The 18,136-nt window shown below is 71.6% G+C and carries 18 protein-coding genes; 10 read left to right on the top strand and 8 right to left on the bottom strand.

Going from position 1 to position 18,136, the window contains the following annotated elements; genetic code table 11:
- Positions 1-16 precede the first annotated feature (16 nt).
- On the bottom strand, positions 17-733 hold the full coding sequence (ndgR, locus tag OG885_RS14010; protein WP_007384919.1) for an IclR family transcriptional regulator NdgR: 717 nt from the start codon (positions 731-733) through the stop codon (positions 17-19).
- 191 nt (positions 734-924) lie between these two features.
- Here ndgR and leuC point away from each other — a divergent pair, with 191 nt between their 5' ends.
- From leuC to OG885_RS13990, 4 genes are all read left to right on the top strand, one after another.
- On the top strand, positions 925-2,349 hold the full coding sequence (leuC, locus tag OG885_RS14005; protein WP_399966566.1) for a 3-isopropylmalate dehydratase large subunit: 1,425 nt from the start codon (positions 925-927) through the stop codon (positions 2,347-2,349).
- Positions 2,350-2,354: 5 nt separating this feature from the next.
- Positions 2,355-2,948: a 3-isopropylmalate dehydratase small subunit gene (gene leuD / locus OG885_RS14000; RefSeq protein WP_329334301.1), complete on the top strand. Its 594-nt coding sequence runs from the start codon at positions 2,355-2,357 to the stop codon at positions 2,946-2,948.
- Positions 2,949-3,225: 277 nt separating this feature from the next.
- Positions 3,226-3,456 (top strand): hypothetical protein, encoded by a 231-nt coding sequence (locus OG885_RS13995; RefSeq protein ID WP_329334300.1) that lies wholly within the window; start codon positions 3,226-3,228, stop codon positions 3,454-3,456.
- A 137-nt stretch (positions 3,457-3,593) separates the two neighbouring features.
- The gene (locus tag OG885_RS13990; protein ID WP_329334299.1) at positions 3,594-4,250 is read left to right on the top strand and encodes an HU family DNA-binding protein; all 657 of its coding nucleotides are present in this window, start codon (positions 3,594-3,596) and stop codon (positions 4,248-4,250) included.
- Positions 4,251-4,325: 75 nt separating this feature from the next.
- Here OG885_RS13990 and OG885_RS13985 read toward each other — a convergent pair whose 3' ends face one another.
- Positions 4,326-4,517: a hypothetical protein gene (locus OG885_RS13985; RefSeq protein ID WP_405730829.1), complete on the bottom strand. Its 192-nt coding sequence runs from the start codon at positions 4,515-4,517 to the stop codon at positions 4,326-4,328.
- Positions 4,518-4,526: 9 nt separating this feature from the next.
- Complete coding sequence (cofC, locus tag OG885_RS13980) at positions 4,527-5,171, bottom strand: 2-phospho-L-lactate guanylyltransferase (protein ID WP_405730827.1); 645 nt, start codon at positions 5,169-5,171, stop codon at positions 4,527-4,529.
- 156 nt (positions 5,172-5,327) lie between these two features.
- On the opposite strand from cofC, the gene OG885_RS13975 reads away from it, so the two are divergent.
- Genes OG885_RS13975 through OG885_RS13965 form a run of 3 tightly spaced genes read left to right on the top strand, consistent with a single transcriptional unit; the run spans position 5,328 to position 8,316 of the window.
- Positions 5,328-6,092, top strand: coding sequence for a lysophospholipid acyltransferase family protein (locus OG885_RS13975; protein ID WP_399966568.1), 765 nt, complete (start codon positions 5,328-5,330; stop codon positions 6,090-6,092).
- A complete protein-coding gene (locus OG885_RS13970; RefSeq protein WP_405730824.1) occupies positions 6,089-7,099 on the top strand; it encodes an NAD(P)H-dependent glycerol-3-phosphate dehydrogenase in 1,011 nt (336 codons plus the stop codon). Before OG885_RS13975 ends, OG885_RS13970 begins: the two co-directional genes overlap by 4 nt.
- Before the next feature lie 59 nt (positions 7,100-7,158).
- On the top strand, positions 7,159-8,316 hold the full coding sequence (locus OG885_RS13965) for a D-alanine--D-alanine ligase family protein (RefSeq protein WP_405730822.1): 1,158 nt from the start codon (positions 7,159-7,161) through the stop codon (positions 8,314-8,316).
- Positions 8,317-8,343: 27 nt separating this feature from the next.
- Here OG885_RS13965 and OG885_RS13960 read toward each other — a convergent pair whose 3' ends face one another.
- Together OG885_RS13960 and OG885_RS13955 are read right to left on the bottom strand one after the other, a co-directional pair.
- Positions 8,344-8,844 carry a DUF3515 domain-containing protein gene (locus OG885_RS13960; RefSeq protein ID WP_405730820.1) on the bottom strand — a complete coding sequence of 167 codons (501 nt, stop codon included), beginning with the start codon at positions 8,842-8,844 and terminating at the stop codon, positions 8,344-8,346.
- Between the two features lie 20 nt (positions 8,845-8,864).
- Entirely contained in the window at positions 8,865-9,098 is a 234-nt protein-coding gene (locus tag OG885_RS13955) for an Lrp/AsnC family transcriptional regulator (protein ID WP_003997603.1), read from the bottom strand.
- A 205-nt stretch (positions 9,099-9,303) separates the two neighbouring features.
- On the opposite strand from OG885_RS13955, the gene OG885_RS13950 reads away from it, so the two are divergent.
- Together OG885_RS13950 and thiD are read left to right on the top strand one after the other, a co-directional pair.
- Positions 9,304-10,269, top strand: a complete 966-nt coding sequence (locus tag OG885_RS13950) for a thiamine-phosphate kinase (protein WP_405730818.1) — start codon at positions 9,304-9,306, stop codon at positions 10,267-10,269.
- Positions 10,266-11,057, top strand: a complete 792-nt coding sequence (thiD, locus tag OG885_RS13945) for a bifunctional hydroxymethylpyrimidine kinase/phosphomethylpyrimidine kinase (RefSeq protein ID WP_405730816.1) — start codon at positions 10,266-10,268, stop codon at positions 11,055-11,057. Before OG885_RS13950 ends, thiD begins: the two co-directional genes overlap by 4 nt.
- A gap of 80 nt (positions 11,058-11,137) precedes the next feature.
- Here thiD and rpmB read toward each other — a convergent pair whose 3' ends face one another.
- Positions 11,138-11,323 carry a 50S ribosomal protein L28 gene (gene rpmB / locus OG885_RS13940; protein ID WP_003993230.1) on the bottom strand — a complete coding sequence of 62 codons (186 nt, stop codon included), beginning with the start codon at positions 11,321-11,323 and terminating at the stop codon, positions 11,138-11,140.
- Positions 11,324-11,579: 256 nt separating this feature from the next.
- Between rpmB and OG885_RS13935 the strand changes: the two genes are divergently transcribed.
- Entirely contained in the window at positions 11,580-13,271 is a 1,692-nt protein-coding gene (locus tag OG885_RS13935) for a DAK2 domain-containing protein (protein WP_405730814.1), read from the top strand.
- A gap of 24 nt (positions 13,272-13,295) precedes the next feature.
- Here OG885_RS13935 and OG885_RS13930 read toward each other — a convergent pair whose 3' ends face one another.
- Complete coding sequence (locus tag OG885_RS13930; RefSeq protein WP_405730812.1) at positions 13,296-16,235, bottom strand: tetratricopeptide repeat protein; 2,940 nt, start codon at positions 16,233-16,235, stop codon at positions 13,296-13,298.
- On the bottom strand, positions 16,235-18,061 hold the full coding sequence (locus OG885_RS13925; RefSeq protein WP_405730810.1) for an HSP90 family protein: 1,827 nt from the start codon (positions 18,059-18,061) through the stop codon (positions 16,235-16,237). Before OG885_RS13925 ends, OG885_RS13930 begins: the two co-directional genes overlap by 1 nt.
- Between the last annotated feature and the right edge of the window lie 75 nt (positions 18,062-18,136).

Raw genomic sequence — 18,136 nt, 5'->3', positions numbered from 1 at the left:
GTGTCCCGGGGGAGCGTCAGCCCGTGCGGCGCAGGGCCTCGGAGAGGCGGGCGGCGGCGTCGATGACCGCTTGGGCGTGCATCCGGCCCGGGTGGCGGGTCAGGCGCTCGATGGGGCCGGAGACCGACACGGCGGCCACGACGCGGTTGGAGGGGCCGCGTACGGGCGCGGAGACGGACGCGACGCCCGGCTCGCGCTCGCCGATCGACTGGGCCCAGCCGCGGCGCCGTACGCCCGACAGGGCCGTCGCCGTGAAGCGGGCGCCCTGGAGGCCGCGGTGCAGGCGCTCGGGCTCCTCCCAGGCCATCAGGATCTGGGCCGAGGAGCCGGCCTTCATGGTGAGCGTCGAGCCGACCGGGACCGTGTCCCGCAGGCCGGACAGGCGCTCCGCCGCGGCGACGCAGATGCGCATGTCGCCCTGGCGGCGGTAGAGCTGCGCGCTCTCGCCGGTGATGTCCCTGAGGTGGGTCAGGACCGGGCCCGCCGTGGCGAGGAGACGGTCCTCGCCGGCGGCCGCGGCCAGTTCCGCGAGGCGCGGGCCGAGAATGAAACGGCCCTGCATGTCGCGCGCCACCATACGGTGGTGTTCCAGAGCCACGGCCAGTCTGTGAGCCGTGGGCCGTGCAAGTCCGGTGGCCGCCACAAGCCCCGCGAGGGTGGCCGGACCGGACTCCAGGGCGCTGAGGACAAGGGCTGCCTTGTCCAGAACGCCGACGCCGCTACTGTTGTCCATGAAACGATACTCACGTCTCACTCTGTGAAACGCAAGTTCCTTTTTTCGTGAGACGCGCAACCCTTGGATGCACAGCGGCCCGCGGACCAAACGGGCCTGGCGGCGGCTGCCCGGGAATCCAGGGGTACGGGCGCCGCTTCCGGAAGATCTCTAGTTGGGCCGGCGCACCTTTGCCGGCCGGAGGGAAAGCGATGGGTAGGACACTCGCGGAGAAGGTCTGGGACGACCACGTCGTCCGGCGCGCCGAGGGCGAGCCCGACCTCCTCTTCATCGATCTGCATCTGCTGCACGAGGTGACCAGCCCGCAGGCCTTCGACGGCCTCCGCAAGACCGGTCGCCAGGTGCGCCGCCTCGACCTCACCATCGCGACCGAGGACCACAACACCCCGACCCTCGACATCGACAAGCCCATCGCCGACCCGGTCTCCCGGGTCCAGCTGGAGACGCTGCGCAAGAACGCCGCCGAGTTCGGCGTGCGCCTGCACCCGCTGGGCGACGTCGAGCAGGGCGTCGTGCACGTCGTCGGCCCGCAGCTGGGTCTGACCCAGCCCGGCATGACCGTCGTCTGCGGCGACTCCCACACCTCCACCCACGGCGCCTTCGGCGGCCTGGCGTTCGGCATCGGCACCTCCCAGGTCGAGCACGTGCTGGCCACCCAGACGCTGCCGCTGGTCCGCCCGAAGACCATGGCCATCACGGTCAACGGCGAACTGCCCGAGGGCGTCACCGCCAAGGACCTGATCCTGGCGATCATCGCCAAGATCGGCACGGGCGGCGGCCAGGGCTACGTCCTGGAGTACCGCGGCTCCGCCATCGAGAAACTCTCGATGGAAGCCCGCATGACCATCTGCAACATGTCGATCGAGGCCGGTGCCCGCGCGGGCATGATCGCCCCCGACCAGACCACCTTCGACTACCTCGAGGGCCGGGTGCACGCCCCCAAGGGCGAGGACTGGGACGCGGCCGTCGCGTACTGGAAGACCCTGAAGACGGACGAGGACGCCGAGTTCGACGCCGAGGTCGTCATCGAGGCCGCCGAACTGTCGCCGTTCGTCACCTGGGGCACCAACCCCGGTCAGGGCGCGCCGCTTTCGGCGGACGTCCCCGATCCTGCTTCGTACGAAGACGCTTCGGAGCGCCTCGCCGCCGAAAAGGCCCTGGAATACATGGGGTTGGAGGCCGGCCAGCCGCTGCGCTCCATCAAGGTGGACACCGTCTTCGTAGGTTCGTGCACCAACGGTCGTATCGAGGACCTGCGCGCCGCCGCCGAGCTCCTCAAGGGCCGCAAAGTCGCCGACGGCGTACGGATGCTGGTCGTTCCCGGCTCCGCGCGGGTGGGTCTGCAGGCCGTCTCCGAGGGCCTGGACGTCGTCTTCAAGGACGCCGGCGCCGAATGGCGGCACGCGGGCTGCTCGATGTGTCTGGGCATGAACCCGGACCAGCTGGCCCCGGGTGAGCGCTCCGCGTCCACCTCCAACCGCAACTTCGAGGGCAGGCAGGGCAAGGGCGGCCGTACGCACCTGGTCTCGCCGCAGGTCGCCGCCGCGACCGCCGTCCTTGGCCACCTGGGCTCGCCCGCCGACCTGTCCGACGCCCCTGTCGCCGCTGGAGTCTGAGAGTCATGGAAGCATTCACCACGCACACCGGCCGGGCCGTCCCGCTGCGCCGCAGCAACGTCGACACCGACCAGATCATCCCTGCTCACTGGCTCAAGAAGGTCACGCGGGACGGGTTCGAGGACGGGCTGTTCGAGGCCTGGCGCAAGGACGAGACGTTCATCCTCAACCAGCCCGAGCGCAAGGGCGCGACCGTTCTGGTCGCGGGCCCCGACTTCGGCACCGGCTCCTCCCGTGAGCACGCGGTGTGGGCGCTGCAGAACTACGGCTTCAAGGCCGTCATCTCCTCCCGGTTCGCCGACATCTTCCGCGGCAACTCGCTCAAGAACGGCCTGCTCACGGTCGTTCTGGACCAGAAGATCGTGGAATCGCTCCAGGAGCTGAGCGAGAACGACCCCGAGGCCGAGATCACCGTCGACCTGGAGGCCCGCGAGGTGCGCGCCGAGGGCGTCACCGCGAGCTTCGAGCTGGACGAGAACTCCCGCTGGCGGCTGCTGAACGGGCTGGACGACATCTCCATCACCCTCCAGAACGAGGCCGACATCGCCGCGTACGAGGCCAAGCGGCCCTCGTTCAAGCCGCGGACGCTCGAGGTCTGACCGCGACGCTCGCGCGACACAACTGAACAGGTCGAGTTTCGGCCACCGAACACCCCCCGCTGTACCCCCGATCAGCCCGATCGGGGGTACAGCCGTGTCTGCACCCGAACGGCCCTGCGCGTGCCGGGAGTGCTCATCAACTTCCCACGTTAGAGGGGGTGTTGCAGGGGTACGCGAGAGTGGAAGGCGCGGCTTCCGGCGGCGCCGGCAAGGCCGTTTCGGGCGGCAGTTGCACCCTGAGCGGGCGACAACTCGCCCCAGATGGCACAATCTGTGCATGGAACACGACGGCCAACTCGAGCTCTATGCGGCGGTCGCGGACCAACTCAAGGAAGCGCACACAACAGTGCGCGCACTGCAAGTCCCGGAGGGCGTACGGATGGCGCTGACCCGGAAGCTGCTGGTCATTACGGCCGCGGCCAAGCACGATCTCGCCGATGCGGCAAGGCGTCTGGAGGCCTTCACGGCGGACCTCGACGCGGGTCGATTCCCCGAAGAGGAACGCTGAACAAGTCCAAGACAGTCGAACCCGTTGCGGCACAAGGGTGATAAGCCCGTTTCGTGTTTGATTTGCGGTATATATCTGCCTAACGTGCGAAAAAGCCTGAACAGTTTCGTTCGGGCGATGTCTCCGAAGGGGAAGACGTGAACAAGGCGCAGCTCGTAGAAGCGATTGCCGACAAGGTCGGTGGCCGTCAGCAGGCCGCCGACGCGGTCGACGCGGTCCTGGACGCCATCGTCCGCGCGACCGTGGCGGGGGACCGGGTCTCGGTCACCGGCTTCGGTTCGTTCGAGAAGGTCGACCGCCCGGCCCGGTACGCCCGCAACCCCCAGACGGGCGAGCGGGTTCGGGTCAAGAAGACCTCCGTTCCGCGCTTCCGCGCGGGCCAGGGCTTCAAGGACCTGGTGAGCGGCACGAAGAAGCTCCCGAAGAACGACGTCGCGGTCAAGAAGGCCCCCAAGGGCAGCCTGACCGGTGGAGCTTCGGCGACGGTCAAGAAGGCCGCCGCGAAGAAGGCCGCCCCGGCGAAGAAGGCGACGGCCGCCGCCGCGAAGAAGACCACGGCGAAGAAGACGACCGCCAAGAAGACCACGGCGACCGCGAAGAAGACCACGGCGAAGAAGACGACGGCCAAGAAGACCACGGGCGCCGCCAAGACCTCCGCCGCGAAGAAGACCACCGCCAAGAAGGCGACGGCCAAGAAGGCCCCGGCGAAGAAGGCGACGGCCAAGAAGGCCCCCGCCAAGAAGTCGACGGCTCGCACCACCACCGCCAAGAAGGCCACCGCCCGCAAGAGGTAGGGGCGCAGCGTACTCACGCGCCGGGCCGGACTCCTTGTGGAGTCCGGCCCGCGGCGCGTTTTTCGCTGAGAGGGCTCAGAAGGTCTGCAGGGTCACCAGGATGACCTTGCTGTCCTCCAGCTCGATCCGCACCCGCTGTCCGGGGCGCAGCAGCCTCAGACCGCCCGCGTCGAACGCCGGGGCGTCGAAGGGGACGGGGGTGCCGTCGTCCAGCAGCACACTGCCGGTGCGGGTTTCGGCGTCGTAGGTGTAAGCGGTCGCCTGCATGCTCGCAGCCTAGTGCCCGGGCACCGGGCCCAGGAGCTGAGCCGCCACCGTCGCCGTGCGCGGCCCCACCCCCAGTGCCAGCGCCGCCCGCAGGTCCTCGCCGGTGTCCACGTCCTGGCGTACCGAGTCGACGTCCGTGAGAGTCAGTTCCACCGCTCCCGAGGCGCGATGCCTGGCCCGGGAATCCGTGCCGAATGCCGGGCGCAATTCCTGGTCACCGCGGATCGCCAGGAGCGTCGTACCGATTCCCGCCGCGTCCGGCAGGAAAGCGCGCGGGAATTCCGCCGCCGCGTTCAGCACCCGGGTCAATTCAAGGGGGCGCAGGGCCGGCAGATCGGCGTTCAGGGCCGCCAGCGGGGTTTCCGGGTGCGATGCCCTGGCGACCGCCGCCCCGTACGCCAGCGCCGCGTTCAGGCCGCCCTGCGGCTCGTCGGGGACGATACGGGCGCCCAGGGCGGCCAGCTCGCGGGCGGCCAGCGGATCGTCCGTGACGACTGCCACATCACCGACCGCGGGGGAGGCCAGCGCCGCTGCCACCGTGTCCTGGGCGAAGGCGAGGGCGAGACCCGGGCGCAGCCCGTCGCCGGCGGTGTCCGAGAGCCTGCTCTTGGCCCGCTCCAGGGGCTTCAGGGGTATGACCAAGGTCCAGTGCACGAGCGTTCCGTCCCTCCCTTGTCGCGATCATTGTCACTCAGCCGTCACCTGGGCCATCTGGCGGTCGTCGCGGCGAGGCGTACGGTGTTCTCGACAGACCGGCGGCCTGGGGCGACACTTGTCCGGCCCTGAAGGCCCCTAGAGGAAGGTGTCCGCGTGCCCCGCCGCAGAATCGGCTTCTGGTACCGCTTGGCAGCGGTGATCGCCAAACCTCCGCTGGTGGTTCTGATCAAGCGGGACTGGCGCGGAATGGAGAACATTCCGGCTGATGGCGGATTTATCACCGCGGTGAACCACAATTCGCACATCGATCCCTTCGCGTACGCGCACTTTCAGTACAACACCGGCCGTGTTCCGCGATTCCTCGCGAAGAGCGGTCTTTTCAAGAAGGGATTCGTCGGTGCCTTCATGCGCGGCACCGGACAGATCCCCGTCTACCGCGAGACCACGGACGCGCTGAGCGCCTTCCGCGCCGCGATCGACGCCGTGGAGCGCGGTGAGTGCGTCGCGTTCTACCCCGAGGGCACCATCACCCGGGACCCCGACCAGTGGCCCATGACCGGCAAGACCGGCGCCGCGCGGGTGGCCCTGCAGACCAAGTGCCCGGTGATCCCGGTCGCGCAGTGGGGCGCCAACGAGGTGCTGCCGCCGTACGCCAAGAAGCTCAACCTCCGCCCGCGCAAGACCTCGCAGGTCCTCGCGGGCCCGCCGGTGGACCTGACGCCGTTCTACGACCAGGAGATGACCCCGGACCTCCTCAAGGACGCCACCGAGGTCATCATGGCCGCCGTCACCCGCCAGCTGGAGCAGATCCGCGGCGAGAAGGCGCCCGCCACGCCCTACGACCCGCGCCGGGAGCGGATCGAGCAGCGTCGACGGAGTCAGGCCGAGACCGGCCACGAGGAGGAGAGCGCCAAGTGAGCAAGCCCGTCAAGGCGGCTGTCTTCGGTACCGGTTCCTGGGGCACCGCCTTCGGCATGGTCCTGGCGGACGCGGGCTGCGAGGTCACCCTGTGGGGCCGTCGCGCCGAACTCGCGGACGCGGTCAACTCCACGCGTACGAACCCGGACTACCTCCCCGGCGTCGAACTCCCGGTGAACCTGCGGGCGACGACGGACGCCGCCGAGGCCGCGCGCGACGCCGACTTCACCGTGCTCGCCGTCCCGTCGCAGACGTTGCGGGGCAACCTCGCCGAGTGGGTGCCGCTGCTCGCGCCGAACACCGTCCTCGTGTCGCTGATGAAGGGCGTCGAACTCGGTTCCGCCATGCGGATGAGCGAGGTGATCGAGGACGTCGCCAAGGTGGGGCAGGACCGTATCGCCGTGGTCACCGGACCCAACCTCGCGCGCGAGATCGCCGCCCGGATGCCGGCCGCCGCGGTGGTCGCGTGCACCGACGAGGCGGTCGCGCGCAAACTCCAGTCCGCTTGCCACACGCCCTACTTCAGGCCGTACACCGAGACGGACGTGGTCGGTTGCGAGCTCGGCGGCGCGGTGAAGAACGTCATCGGGCTCGCCGTCGGCATCGCGGACGGCATGGGACTCGGCGACAACGCCAAGGGCTCGCTCATCACACGCGGCCTCGCGGAGACCGCGCGGCTCGGTGTCGTGCTCGGTGCCGACCCGCTCACCTTCGCCGGACTCGCCGGTCTCGGCGACCTGGTGGCGACCTGCTCCTCGCCGCTCTCGCGCAACCACACCTTCGGCACCAACCTCGGCAAGGGCATGACCCTGCAGGAGACCATCGCGGTCACCAAGCAGACCGCCGAGGGCGTCAAGTCCTGTGAGTCCGTGCTGGATCTGGCCCGCAGGCACGGCGTCGACATGCCGATCACCGAGACGGTCGTCGCCATCGTGCACGAGGGCAAGCCCCCGGTGGTCGCCGTCAAGGAGCTGATGTCGCGCAGCGCGAAGCCCGAACGACGCTGAGCGACGCCGGTCGAGGCACGCTGTATCGGGGCTCTACCAACGGGTACTCTCAACGCGATATGAGCACCGAGAACCTCCCCCAGAGCCCTGAGCAGCCGTCTCGCAAGCCGCGCGTGGCCGTCGTGTTCGGCGGGCGCAGCTCCGAACACGGGATCTCCGTGGTCACAGCGGGCGCCGTCCTCAAGGCCATCGACCGGACCAAGTACGACGTCCTGCCGATCGGCATCACCCAGGACGGCCGTTGGGCGCTCACCGCCGACGAACCGGACCGCATGGCGATCACCGAGCGCCGTACGCCCAACGTCGACGAGCTGGCCGAGTCGCACGAGGGCGGCGTGGTGCTCCCCGTGGACCCCGCGAACCGCGAAGTCGTCTACAGCGAACCGGGATCGGTGCCCAAGGCGCTCGGTGAGGTCGACGTCGTCTTCCCCGTGCTGCACGGCCCCTACGGCGAGGACGGCACCCTGCAGGGCCTGCTGGAGCTCTCCGGTGTCCCCTACGTCGGCTCGGGCGTGCTCGCCTCGGCCGTCGGCCAGGACAAGGAGTACATGAAGCGGGTGTTCACCTCCTTCGGGCTCAAGGTCGGCCCGTACGTGGTGATTCGGCCCCGTGAGTGGGAGCAGGACGAGCAGACCGCGCGCAAGAAGATCGTCGACTTCGCCGGCGAGCACGGCTGGCCGCTGTTCGTGAAGCCCGCGCGCGCGGGTTCCTCGATCGGCATCACCAAGGTCGACGACCTGTCCGGGCTCGACGAGGCCATCGAGGAGGCCCAGCGGCACGACCCGAAGATCCTCGTCGAGGCGGCCCTGCGCGGCCGTGAGATCGAGTGCGGAGTCCTGGAGTTCGAGGACGGCCCGCGTGCCTCGGTGCCCGCCGAGATCCCGCCGCCGGACGCCCACGCGTACTACGACTTCGAGGCCAAGTACATCGACTCGACCCCGGGTCTGGTGCCGGCCCCGCTGACCCCCGAGGAGACGGCGGAGGTCCAGCGGCTCGCCGTGGACGCCTTCGACGCGGCCTCCTGCGAGGGGCTGGTCCGCGCGGACTTCTTCCTCACCGAGGACGGCGAGTTCGTGATCAACGAGATCAACACGATGCCGGGCTTCACGCCGATCTCGATGTACCCGCAGATGTGGCAGGCGACCGGGATCAGCTACCCGGAGCTGGTGGATCTGCTGATCCGGGCGGCGCTGCGGCGGTCGACCGGACTGCGTTGACCTAGGACCTGATCCGCCGGACAGACCCTAGTCGGCGATCCCTTCGGGGATCGCCTTCTTGACGGACCCGGCCAGGTCGATCAGTACGGTCGAGGTGTCCACGCCCTTCGGCACGGTCACCTCGACGTACGCCTCGCGATTGGCGCAGGTGAAGCGGTACGCGCCGGCGTCCTGCTTCTCCATCAGCCAGTCGACGCCGTTCACGCCGCCCGCGACCGCGTCCGGGTCGCCTCCCTCGGCCACCTTCGGGTCGATCATCTTCGGCGGCCGTGCCACGCCGCAGCGCAGTATGATCGCCGGGTTCCCCCAGCCCGCGGTCAGTGCGGACGCGGGCTCGGGATCCTCGCGGCTCTCACCGTTCACCTTGGCAGGCAGCGCTTTGTCCAGCTTCCGGCACAGCTCGGTGGCCTTCGTACCGGCACTGGGAACCGCCGCCGACGCGCCGTCGTCTGCAGAGGAGCAGCCCGCGGCGGTGATCAACAGGGCGAGCGCGGGCAGACCGATGAGCCGGTGACGGAAAGAGTTCACCGGCCAAGGGTAGACGGGGGCTACAGATGTACGACCGGGCAGGTCAGGGTGCGCGTGATGCCGTCCACTTGCTGGACCTTCGCGACCACCATCCGACCGAGGTCGTCGACGGTGTCCGCCTGGGCCCGCACGATCACGTCATAAGGTCCTGTCACGTCCTCGGCCTGGATCACCCCAGGAATCTTGCTGATCGTCTCGGCGACGGTCGACGCTTTGCCGACCTCCGTCTGGATCAGGATGTACGCCTGTACCACGGAACCTCCAGGGCGGCCACGAGGATCATGTGGGGAAAAGGAACGCCACGGTATCGCGTCGCCGCTCGCCGCGGGGAGACCCGCGGGGGCGTGGACGCCCGCGCCGGGGTGCCGGCATGACAGAAGTTGACGGTCACTTCGACCGTATCGAGGACACTGGTCACGCGCGACCGGGCACGGCAAGGGACAGAAGGGGCGAAGGGCAATGAAGGGCACTGTTGGTGAGCTCGGGGAGTTCGGGCTCATCAGGGAGCTCACCTCCCGTCTCACCACCACCCCCGCGGTCCGGGTCGGCCCCGGCGACGACGCCGCCGTGGTGTCCGCTCCCGACCGCCGGGTCGTGGCCAGCACCGACATCCTCCTGGAGGGGCGGCACTTCCGCCGGGACTGGTCCACGGCCTACGACGTGGGCCGCAAGGCCGCCGCACAGAACCTCGCGGACATCGCCGCCATGGGCGCCGTACCGACGGCCCTGCTGCTCGGTCTGGTAGTCCCGGCCGAACTCCCGGTGACCTGGCCGAGCGAGCTCATGGACGGCCTGCGCGACGAGTGCCAGGTCGCGGGCGCCTCGGTGGTCGGCGGAGATGTCGTACGAGGGGACACGATCATGGTCTCCATCACCGCGCTCGGCGATCTGCGCAACCAGGAGCCGGTCACGCGGGCCGGGGCACAGCCGGGCGACCTCGTCGCCGTGACCGGCTGGCTGGGCTGGTCGGCGGCCGGGTTCGCGGTGCTGTCGCGCGGTTTCCGCTCGCCGCGGGCCTTCGTGGAGGCGCACCGACGCCCCGAGCCGCCGTATCACGCGGGGCCGGCGGCGGCGGGCCTGGGCGCGACCGCCATGTGCGACGTGAGCGACGGGCTGATCGCCGACCTCGGGCACATCGCCGAGGCCAGCAAGGTCCGCATCGACATCCGTTCCGGCGCGATCGACATCCCGTCCCAGATGAACGACATCGGCCAGGCCGTCGGCGTCGACCCCATGCAGTGGGTGCTGACCGGGGGAGAGGACCACGCGATCGTGGCGACCTTCCCGCCGGACGTGAAGCTGCCCGCCCGCTGGAAGGTGATCGGCGAGGTCCTGAACCCCTCGGCGCTGCCCCAGGTGACGGTCGACGGTGCGCCGTGGACGAGCAAGGGCGGCTGGGACCACTTCGGGGACATCGAGTCGTGACCGCCCGGCCGAGGGTGCTCACGGTTGCGGGCTCCGACTCCGGCGGAGGCGCCGGGATCCAGGCCGACTTGAAGACGATGCTCGCGCTCGGAGTGCACGGCATGAGCGTCGTCACGGCCGTCACCGCGCAGAACTCCCTGGGCGTGCAAGGGGCTTGGCCGCTGCCCGTGGAGACCGTGCGGGCCCAGTACCGCAGCGTCGTCGACGACATCGGCGTACAGGCCGTGAAGACCGGCATGCTGGCCTCGGCCGAACTGGTCGAGGAGGTGGCCGAGTTGCTCGCCGGGACGGACGCCCCGGCGGTCGTCGACCCGGTCGGAGTCTCCAAGCACGGGGACTCGCTGCTGGCCGCCTCGGCCCTGGAGTCGGTGCGCACACGGCTGCTTCCGGTGGCGACCGTCGCGACCCCGAACCTCGACGAGGTGGCCCAGCTGGCGGGGGTGCGCGTCGAGTCCGAGCAGGACCTGCGGCGGGCCGCCGAGGCCGTGCTGTCGTACGGGCCGCGGTGGGTGCTCGTCAAGGGCGGTCATCTCGCGGGGGACGCCGTCGATCTGCTGACCGACGGGTCCGAGGAGCACTGGCTGCGGGCGCCCCGCTACGACAACCGGCACACGCACGGGACGGGCTGCACCCTGGCTTCGGCGATCGCTTCGGAGCTGGCGAAGGGGCGGTCCGTGCCGGAGGCGGTGACGGTCGCCAAGGAGTACGTCACCGGGGCGATCAAGGCCGGGTTCGCGCTGGGCGGCGGCATCGGACCCGTCGATCATGGATGGCGGTTTCGCGCATAGGCACGGCAAAAAGCCGGCCCACCCTGAGGTGGACCGGCTCTGTGCAGCGAACCAGCAGTGGCCGCGCGCTTAGCTGTGCGTCAGCGCGAGACCTTGCCGGCCTTGATGCACGAGGTGCAAGCGTTCACGCGCTTCGGCGTCCCGCCGACCACAGTACGAACGCGCTGGATGTTCGGGTTCCAGCGACGGGACGTACGGCGGTGCGAGTGCGAGATGTTGTTGCCGAAGCCCGGCCCCTTGCCGCAGACGTCGCAGTTGGCAGCCACGGGTCACTCCAAAGACTTCAGATGCACTTACGGTTGGATCCCGGCAAGCCGGGATCGAGATCGCAGGATCAAAGATCTGAGTGGCGCTGCCAGGGGAATGGCCCGATGGGATCGGGCAACCGGAGCAGCATACAACGACTGCGCCAGTAGAACGAAACTACCATGCCTGCTCAGGGCCCTGCTCCCAGCCCTCTTCCGGCGGACCCCTTTTCGGGGTCTACGCTGCGTCCACGTCCAGCAGTCCAAGGAGGCGCAGGTGGCGCAGGTGCCGCAGACATTCTTCGATGCTCTCGCGGTGCGCACCTGGTGCGGTCTCGCGCTGGAGGCGCTCGGGCGGGCGCGCGAGGAGATCGACGCGATCAATGTCTATCCGGTGGCCGACGGCGACACCGGGACGAACCTGTATCTGACGGCGGAGTCCGCGGCGGCGGCCGTCGAGGCCGTCTTCACCGCCTACGACGAGGGCGGCAGGCCCTCCCTGGCCGACGCGGCGCGCGCGATGGCGCACGGCGCCCTCATAGGCGCCCGCGGGAACTCCGGGACGATCCTCGCCCAGCTGCTGCGCGGCATGGCCCAGGTCCTCGCCGACGACGGTGAGGCGTCTCACACCGACGGCTCCGGGCTCCGCCTCGCGCTGCGGCGCGCGGCCGACTCCGCCCGCCAGGCAGTGGCCCACCCGGTCGAGGGCACGGTCCTGTCCGTCGCGTCGGCCGCGGCCGACGCGGCCGAGCGGAGCACGGGCGAGGGCGACTGCGGGGCCGTCGCACGGGCCGCCTACGAGGGAGCGCGGGCGGCGCTGGCGGCGACGCCCGGCCAGCTGGTGGTCCTGGAGCGGGCCGGGGTGGTCGACGCGGGCGGGCGCGGGCTGGTGGCGGTGCTCGGGGCGCTGGTGGAGACGTTCACGGGGGAGACGCCCAGGGGGGTGGCGACTTCTTCTGTCGTGCACGCGCGCGTGGACGCCGTTTCCGATACGGCGTCCATGGCGGCCGGTGACGAGTGCGCCGACGTGCCTGGGGAAGCCGATGGGCCCGCCTTCGAGGTGATCTACCTCCTGGAGGCCGAGGACGCGGCCGTGACGCGGCTGCGGACCCGTCTCGACGCCCTCGGGGACTCCCTCGTCGTCGTCGGCGGCGACGGGCTGTGGAACGTCCACGTGCACGTCGACGACGCGGGCGCGGCCGTGGAGGCGGGCGTCGAGGCCGGGCGGCCGTACCGGATCCGGATCACGCACTTCGGGGTCGGCGACGTCCACACGCGCGGGGGCGAGCGACCGCCCAGGGAGCGGGTGCAGCGGGCCGTCGTCGCCGTCGTGCCCGGCGAGGGCCTGGCCGGGCTCTACACGGAGGCCGGCGCGACCGCCGTGCTCGCGCGCCCCGGGGAGCCGCCCGCGAGCGGGGAACTCGTCGAGGCCGTACGACGGGCCCACGCGCGCGAGGTCGTGCTGCTGCCCAATGACGCGGACCTGCGGCACACCGCGGCCGCCGCGGCCGAGCAGGCCCGTACCGAGGGCATCCGGGTCGCCCTGATCCCGACCCGCTCCGCGGTCCAGGGCATCGCCGCGCTCGCGGTGCACGAGCCCGAGCGCCGCTTCGACGAGGACGTGGTCTCGATGACCTCGGCGGCCGGCGCGACCCGCTACGCCGAGGTCGCCGTCGCCGAGCGCCAGTCCTGGACCCTCGCCGGCATCTGTGAGGCGGGCGACATCCTCGGCCTCATCGACGGGGACGTGGCCGTGATCGGCTCCGACGTCACCGCCGCCGCCGAGACCGTCCTGGACCGCATGCTGTCGGCGGGCGGCGAACTCGTGACGCTCGTCCTCGGCGACGACGCCCCCGTGTCCATCGCCGACCACCTCGAAGCACGCGTGCGTGAGGCGTACCTCGCCGTCGACACCGTGGTGTACCGGGGCGGACGGCAGGGGGCGCTGCTGCTGATCGGCGTGGAGTGACGACGGGTTCTCCCGTACGTGGCTCTAGTCGTCCAGCACCTGGAGCATCTGCTCCGCCTCCGCACGCCGGGCCGGTGTCGTCTCGTCCGTCTCATCCGTCTCGTCGGCCTCATACGCGTCGTACGCCGCCAGCACCGCACGGGCGCGTGCCGCCGCGCGGTCGGGGCGGCTGAGGTCGGCCTCCAGCCAGCCGGCGGCGAGTTCGGCGCCGGTGCGGCTGTGCAGGGCGGCGTCGCCGAGGGAGGCGAACACCACGATCGCCTCGGTGATCTGGTCGAGCGCGTCCTCCAGGGCGGCCTGGATCGTCTCGTCCTCGGCGTCCTCCGCGGCCGAGCGGGCGAGCAGGTCGCCGTACTGCCGGTGGGTGTGCCCGAGTTCGGCGACGAGCCGCTGGCGGGCCTCGTCGTCGACGGAGTCCGGGCCCAGCGCCTCCGCGCACTCCCGCACCGCCGCCTCCATCAGCTCCCGGGCCTCGTCCTGCCCGCCCTCCGCGCCCAGCGCCAGCCACGCGCGGGCGCGCAGGGCGCGCACCAGGCCGTGCACGTCACCGAGCGAGCGCCACAGCTCACCCGCGCGCGTGTACGCCCGGTCGGCCTCGTCGGACAGGCCCGCCTGGTCGAGCGACTCGGCGGCGAGATGGGCCAGCGTCGCGTGGTCCTGCTGCTCGGGCCACTGACGGGCGAGCTCGGCGGCCTGGAGACGGCGTGCGGCGGCCTCGCGGTGTTCGCCGAGCTCGCTCAGACAGTCGCCGAGCCACCACTGCGTCTGGACGACCGCCCCGTCGCCGTGCGTCTCGACGCTCAGGTCGGGCAGCGCCGACTCCAGCACCTCCGCCGCCTCGGCCCACCGGCCCTGCCGCAGCAGGAACCCGCCGAGCAGATGCCGCGCCCACGCGCCGAGCGTCGGCCCAGCCCCGGCCGCGTCGGCCCAGTGCGCGGCCTCCAGGGCCTGCTCCGCGGCTTCCTCGGCCTGCCCGGTGCCGCCGAGCACCTCGGCGAGCTGGAGGTGCAGCTGGGCCCGCCCCGTGGCCTCCAGGTACGGCCCGCCGTGGTCCAGGGCGTCCCGCAGCGCCCGCTCGGTCCGCGCCATGTCGCCGAGATGATGGGCGAGCCCGGCCAACCGGGCCTGGTACTCCACCGCGAACCACGGCAGCCCCGCCGCCACGAACCCCTCCGCGGCCCGCGCGAACAGCTCGGCCGCCTTCGGCAGGTCCCCGGCGTGCGCCGCCAGCTCGGCGAGCATGGCCCGCGCCTCCGCGGCCCGGGCGCCGAGCCGTACGTCGTCCCCGGCCCGGCCGCCGACGAGCGCGAGCACCTCCCGTACGGCGGCCTCCGCGTCGGCGAGGACCCGGGTCTCCGGGGCACCCTCCTCCTCGGCCGCCTGCACCCGCCGCATCAGGATCCGCGCCCGCCCCATCAGCACCGACGCCGTCTGCCGTACGCCGGTGCCGTCCTCGGCGTACAGGGCCAGCGCCTCGTCGTAGGGCCCCGCGACCGCCGCCAGCGCCCCGTCCACGTCTCCGGCGAGGGCCCGCATGAACGCGCCACGCGTGCGTGCCGCCAGCGCCTCTCCGGGGTCGCCCGCCGCCGCGAACAGCTCGGCGGCGCGCTCGAACAGATGGGCGCCCTCGGGGCCGAGGTCCATCGCCCGGTGGTCGACGATCTCCGCCTGGTCGCGCGGGTCGAGCTCGACGCCCTCCGCGGCGCGTGCGACCGCCGCCCACGCCTCCACGGCGTTCGGCTGGAGGCCGTCCGCGAGGCGGCGGGCCTCGGCGATCAGGGCGGCGAGGTCGGTGCGCTCGGGCTCCGGGGCGGCGGGCGCGGGCGGCGTGGCCGACGCGGTGGCCGGGCGGGCCGAGCGCACGCCCAACGGCAGCCGCTCCACCAGCGGTTCCCGCGCCATACGCGCGCGTGCCCGGTCGCTGACGTATGTCGTCCCGTTGCGCCGGTCGAACTGACCGGCCAGGTCCAGGGTCTCCGCACGCGCGTGTGCGGCGAGGTGGTGGGCGGTCCACGTCCGGTCGGCCGGTCCCGGCACCTGCCGGTCGCCCAGGCCGAGGGCGATCAGCCGGTCCATGAGCAGCGTGACCACGCTCAGGAACTCCAGCCTGCCGCGCGGATGACCGGTGTCCGTGAAGTACGCGGGGCGCTCCGCCAGCAGCTCCAGGCCGCGGGCCTCGTTGCCGGTCAGCGCGCAGAACTCCACATGGTCCGCGTACGCGGACCGCATGCTCTCCATGGCCCGCACCAGCCGGAAGCCCCGCAGATGGTGGGCGCGCGCCTCGTCCAGGCGGCCCAGCCGCAGCAGCGGGACCAGGGAGGACGCGAGGACCGTGTGCGGCTCGTGCGCGCAGGTGAACTCACCCTCCAGGACCGGCGCCCACAACTCCAGCGCCTCCGCGTCCCGGCCCTGCTCCGCCCGCCACCAGCCCTGCCCGTTCAGCTCGCACGCGTGACAGTCGGACATCCGGTCCCGGTCGGCCGCCAGCCACGCGGTGAACGCCCGCTCCGCGCGCGCGGTGTCCCCGACATGCGCGGCGACGGTGAACTCGACGCTGCGCACCGCCCGTTCGGAGTGCCCGGCGAGCCGGTAGCGGTGCTCCATCTCGCCGAGCCACTTCTCTATGGAGGCGAGCGGGATGTGCGGCTGGTCGAGCATCCCGGACGACATCCACTTGAAGACCCAGTGCAGCGTGTGCGTCTCGTACTCGTCGAAGTCCTCGGGCCGCTCGTCCCACAGGCGCAGCAGACGCGCGAAGGGGACGAACATCTTGTCCTTCTCGGAGCTGTAGTTGTAGACCTTCAGCTGGTGTCCGAGCGCCTCGATCACGGCGAGCGGGATGTTCAGCTTCTCGGCCTCGGCCAGCAGCTGCTCCGCGCGCGCGTTGCGGGCGGGGCCCTCCGGCTGCTCGCCGTTCTCCGCCATCGCCCGGCGCAGTGCGTCGAAGTCCGTGATCTCCCCCATCAGTGCCCCTCCTCGCCGTTCGTGGCCCACTCCAGCAGACCGATGAAGGACCGGTTCAGCAGCGCCGAGTCCGCGGGCCTGAGCGGTCGCTGCGCCATCAGCAGCGCCTGCCCGTACAGGGACTCCGTGGCGGTGCCGATCAGTTCCGGTCCGCGCAGCGAACTGATCCGCCGGATCAGCGGGTTGAGGTGGTTGAGCACCAGCCGCGCGCGCGGGGCGGTGCCGCGCAGCGAACCCAGGATGCCCGCCCACAGGTCGTCCGCCTGCGCTTCGGCGTCGGCACGGGCCTGCTCGTGCCGGGCCGCGCGGTCGTCCAGGTGCAGCGCGGGCACGGTGAGCGGGTGGAAGGCGCGCAGGACGACATCACAGCCCAGGGGGTCCAGGGTGGCCCGCGCGACGGCAAGGAAGCCCGCGAGCGCCAGCTCCTCGGCCGGGTCGACGGCGTCCAGATGCGCGGTCACGGTCTCCGCGTCCAGCTCCGCGACCACCGTCCCCGGCCGCACCGACGGCAACGCCTGCACCAGGTCGCTGTCGTACGTGTAACCGCCGTTGACCACCCCGATGCCCTGCGCCGACGCGATCGGCGCGACCTGCCGGTACTCCTCGACGGTCCGGGTGAAGTGCACGACCGGGTGCCGTCGCGCGAACTCCTCCAGGGACACCTGCCCGTCCGTCGTCTCGAAGGGCAGCCACGGCAGCATCGTGCGCAGCATCTCCGCGTCGTGCCGCGCCAGCGCCTTCACCCCCAGGTGGTGCACCGACAGGAACGCCGCAAGACGTTCCGGATCGCCCGCGGCCAGACCCGTCAGCCAGGACCGAATCCTTTCGCCCAGGGCCTCCCGTACGGCGGCCAGCGTCTCGTCCTCGTAGAGCGCCTCGCGTGACGCGGTGGGCCGCAGACTGTCCGTGTCGAGCACGCACCGCACGAAGAACGCCCAGTCGGGCAGCAGCTGTTCGGCCCGCTCGGTCAGCAGCATCCCCTTGAGGTGGACGCGATGCGTGGCCCGCTGCGCCGGACTGACCGCCGAGGGCAGCACGTACGCCACCCCGCGGATCCCGGCGAGCGGCACGTCAAGGCCGACCGAGTCCAGCGGGGTGAACCCGAACAGGTCATGACAGTGCCGCGCCAGGGCCACCCGGCGGGCGGCGGGAGAGGGGTACGACCGGTCCCAGGGCGCCGGCAGATCGGTGACCGCCTCGCCGTCCACGCGCACGTCGTACGGCAGCAGCGCGCCGAAGTCCCGGGCCAGCGCGCGGACCTTCTCCGGGGCCAGCCACTCCCCGGCCCCGGCCCGTGCCGTCAGATGCACGGTGGTACCGGGCTCGGTCCGGGCCTCGAGCGTCAGCGTCCGCACGGTGTACGAACCGTCGTCGCTCGCCGTCCACTCCACCGGCACCGCGTCCGGCGTACGGGCGCTGCGGCTGACCACCCGGATCCGCTCGGCCACCACGAAACAGGCCAGCAGCCCGATGCCGAACTGCCCGAGGAACTCGGAGCGTGCCTCCTGGATGCCGTCGGCCCGCTTCGAACTGCGGCCGATGGTCGCCAGCAGGTCGTGCACGTCGGCCTCGGTGAGCCCCACGCCGGAGTCCTCGACCCGCAGCGCGCCGCCCGCCGCGTACAGCCGCACCGTCGCCGGGGCGCCCGGCTGTTCGGCCCGCCGGGCGGTGATGGCGTCCACGGCGTTCTGCAGCAGCTCGCGCAGATAGACCCTCGGACTGGAGTAGAGGTGATGGCAGAGCAGGTCCACCAGACCACGCAGGTCGACCTGGAACGTGTGCGGTGACGGGGAAGCCTGGGATGACGGTGAGGTCTGGGAGTCCATCGCAACGGCGCCGTGGGCGGGGGACGGTCGACGGCGCGGGGTCGGGCGGTCCCGGTGGGGCGGTGACCGCGGAGG

It is taken from the genome of Streptomyces sp. NBC_00028, assembly GCF_045041065.1.
Classification (GTDB): domain Bacteria; phylum Actinomycetota; class Actinomycetes; order Streptomycetales; family Streptomycetaceae; genus Streptomyces.
This window is presented reverse-complemented; position numbering and strand designations above follow the sequence as displayed.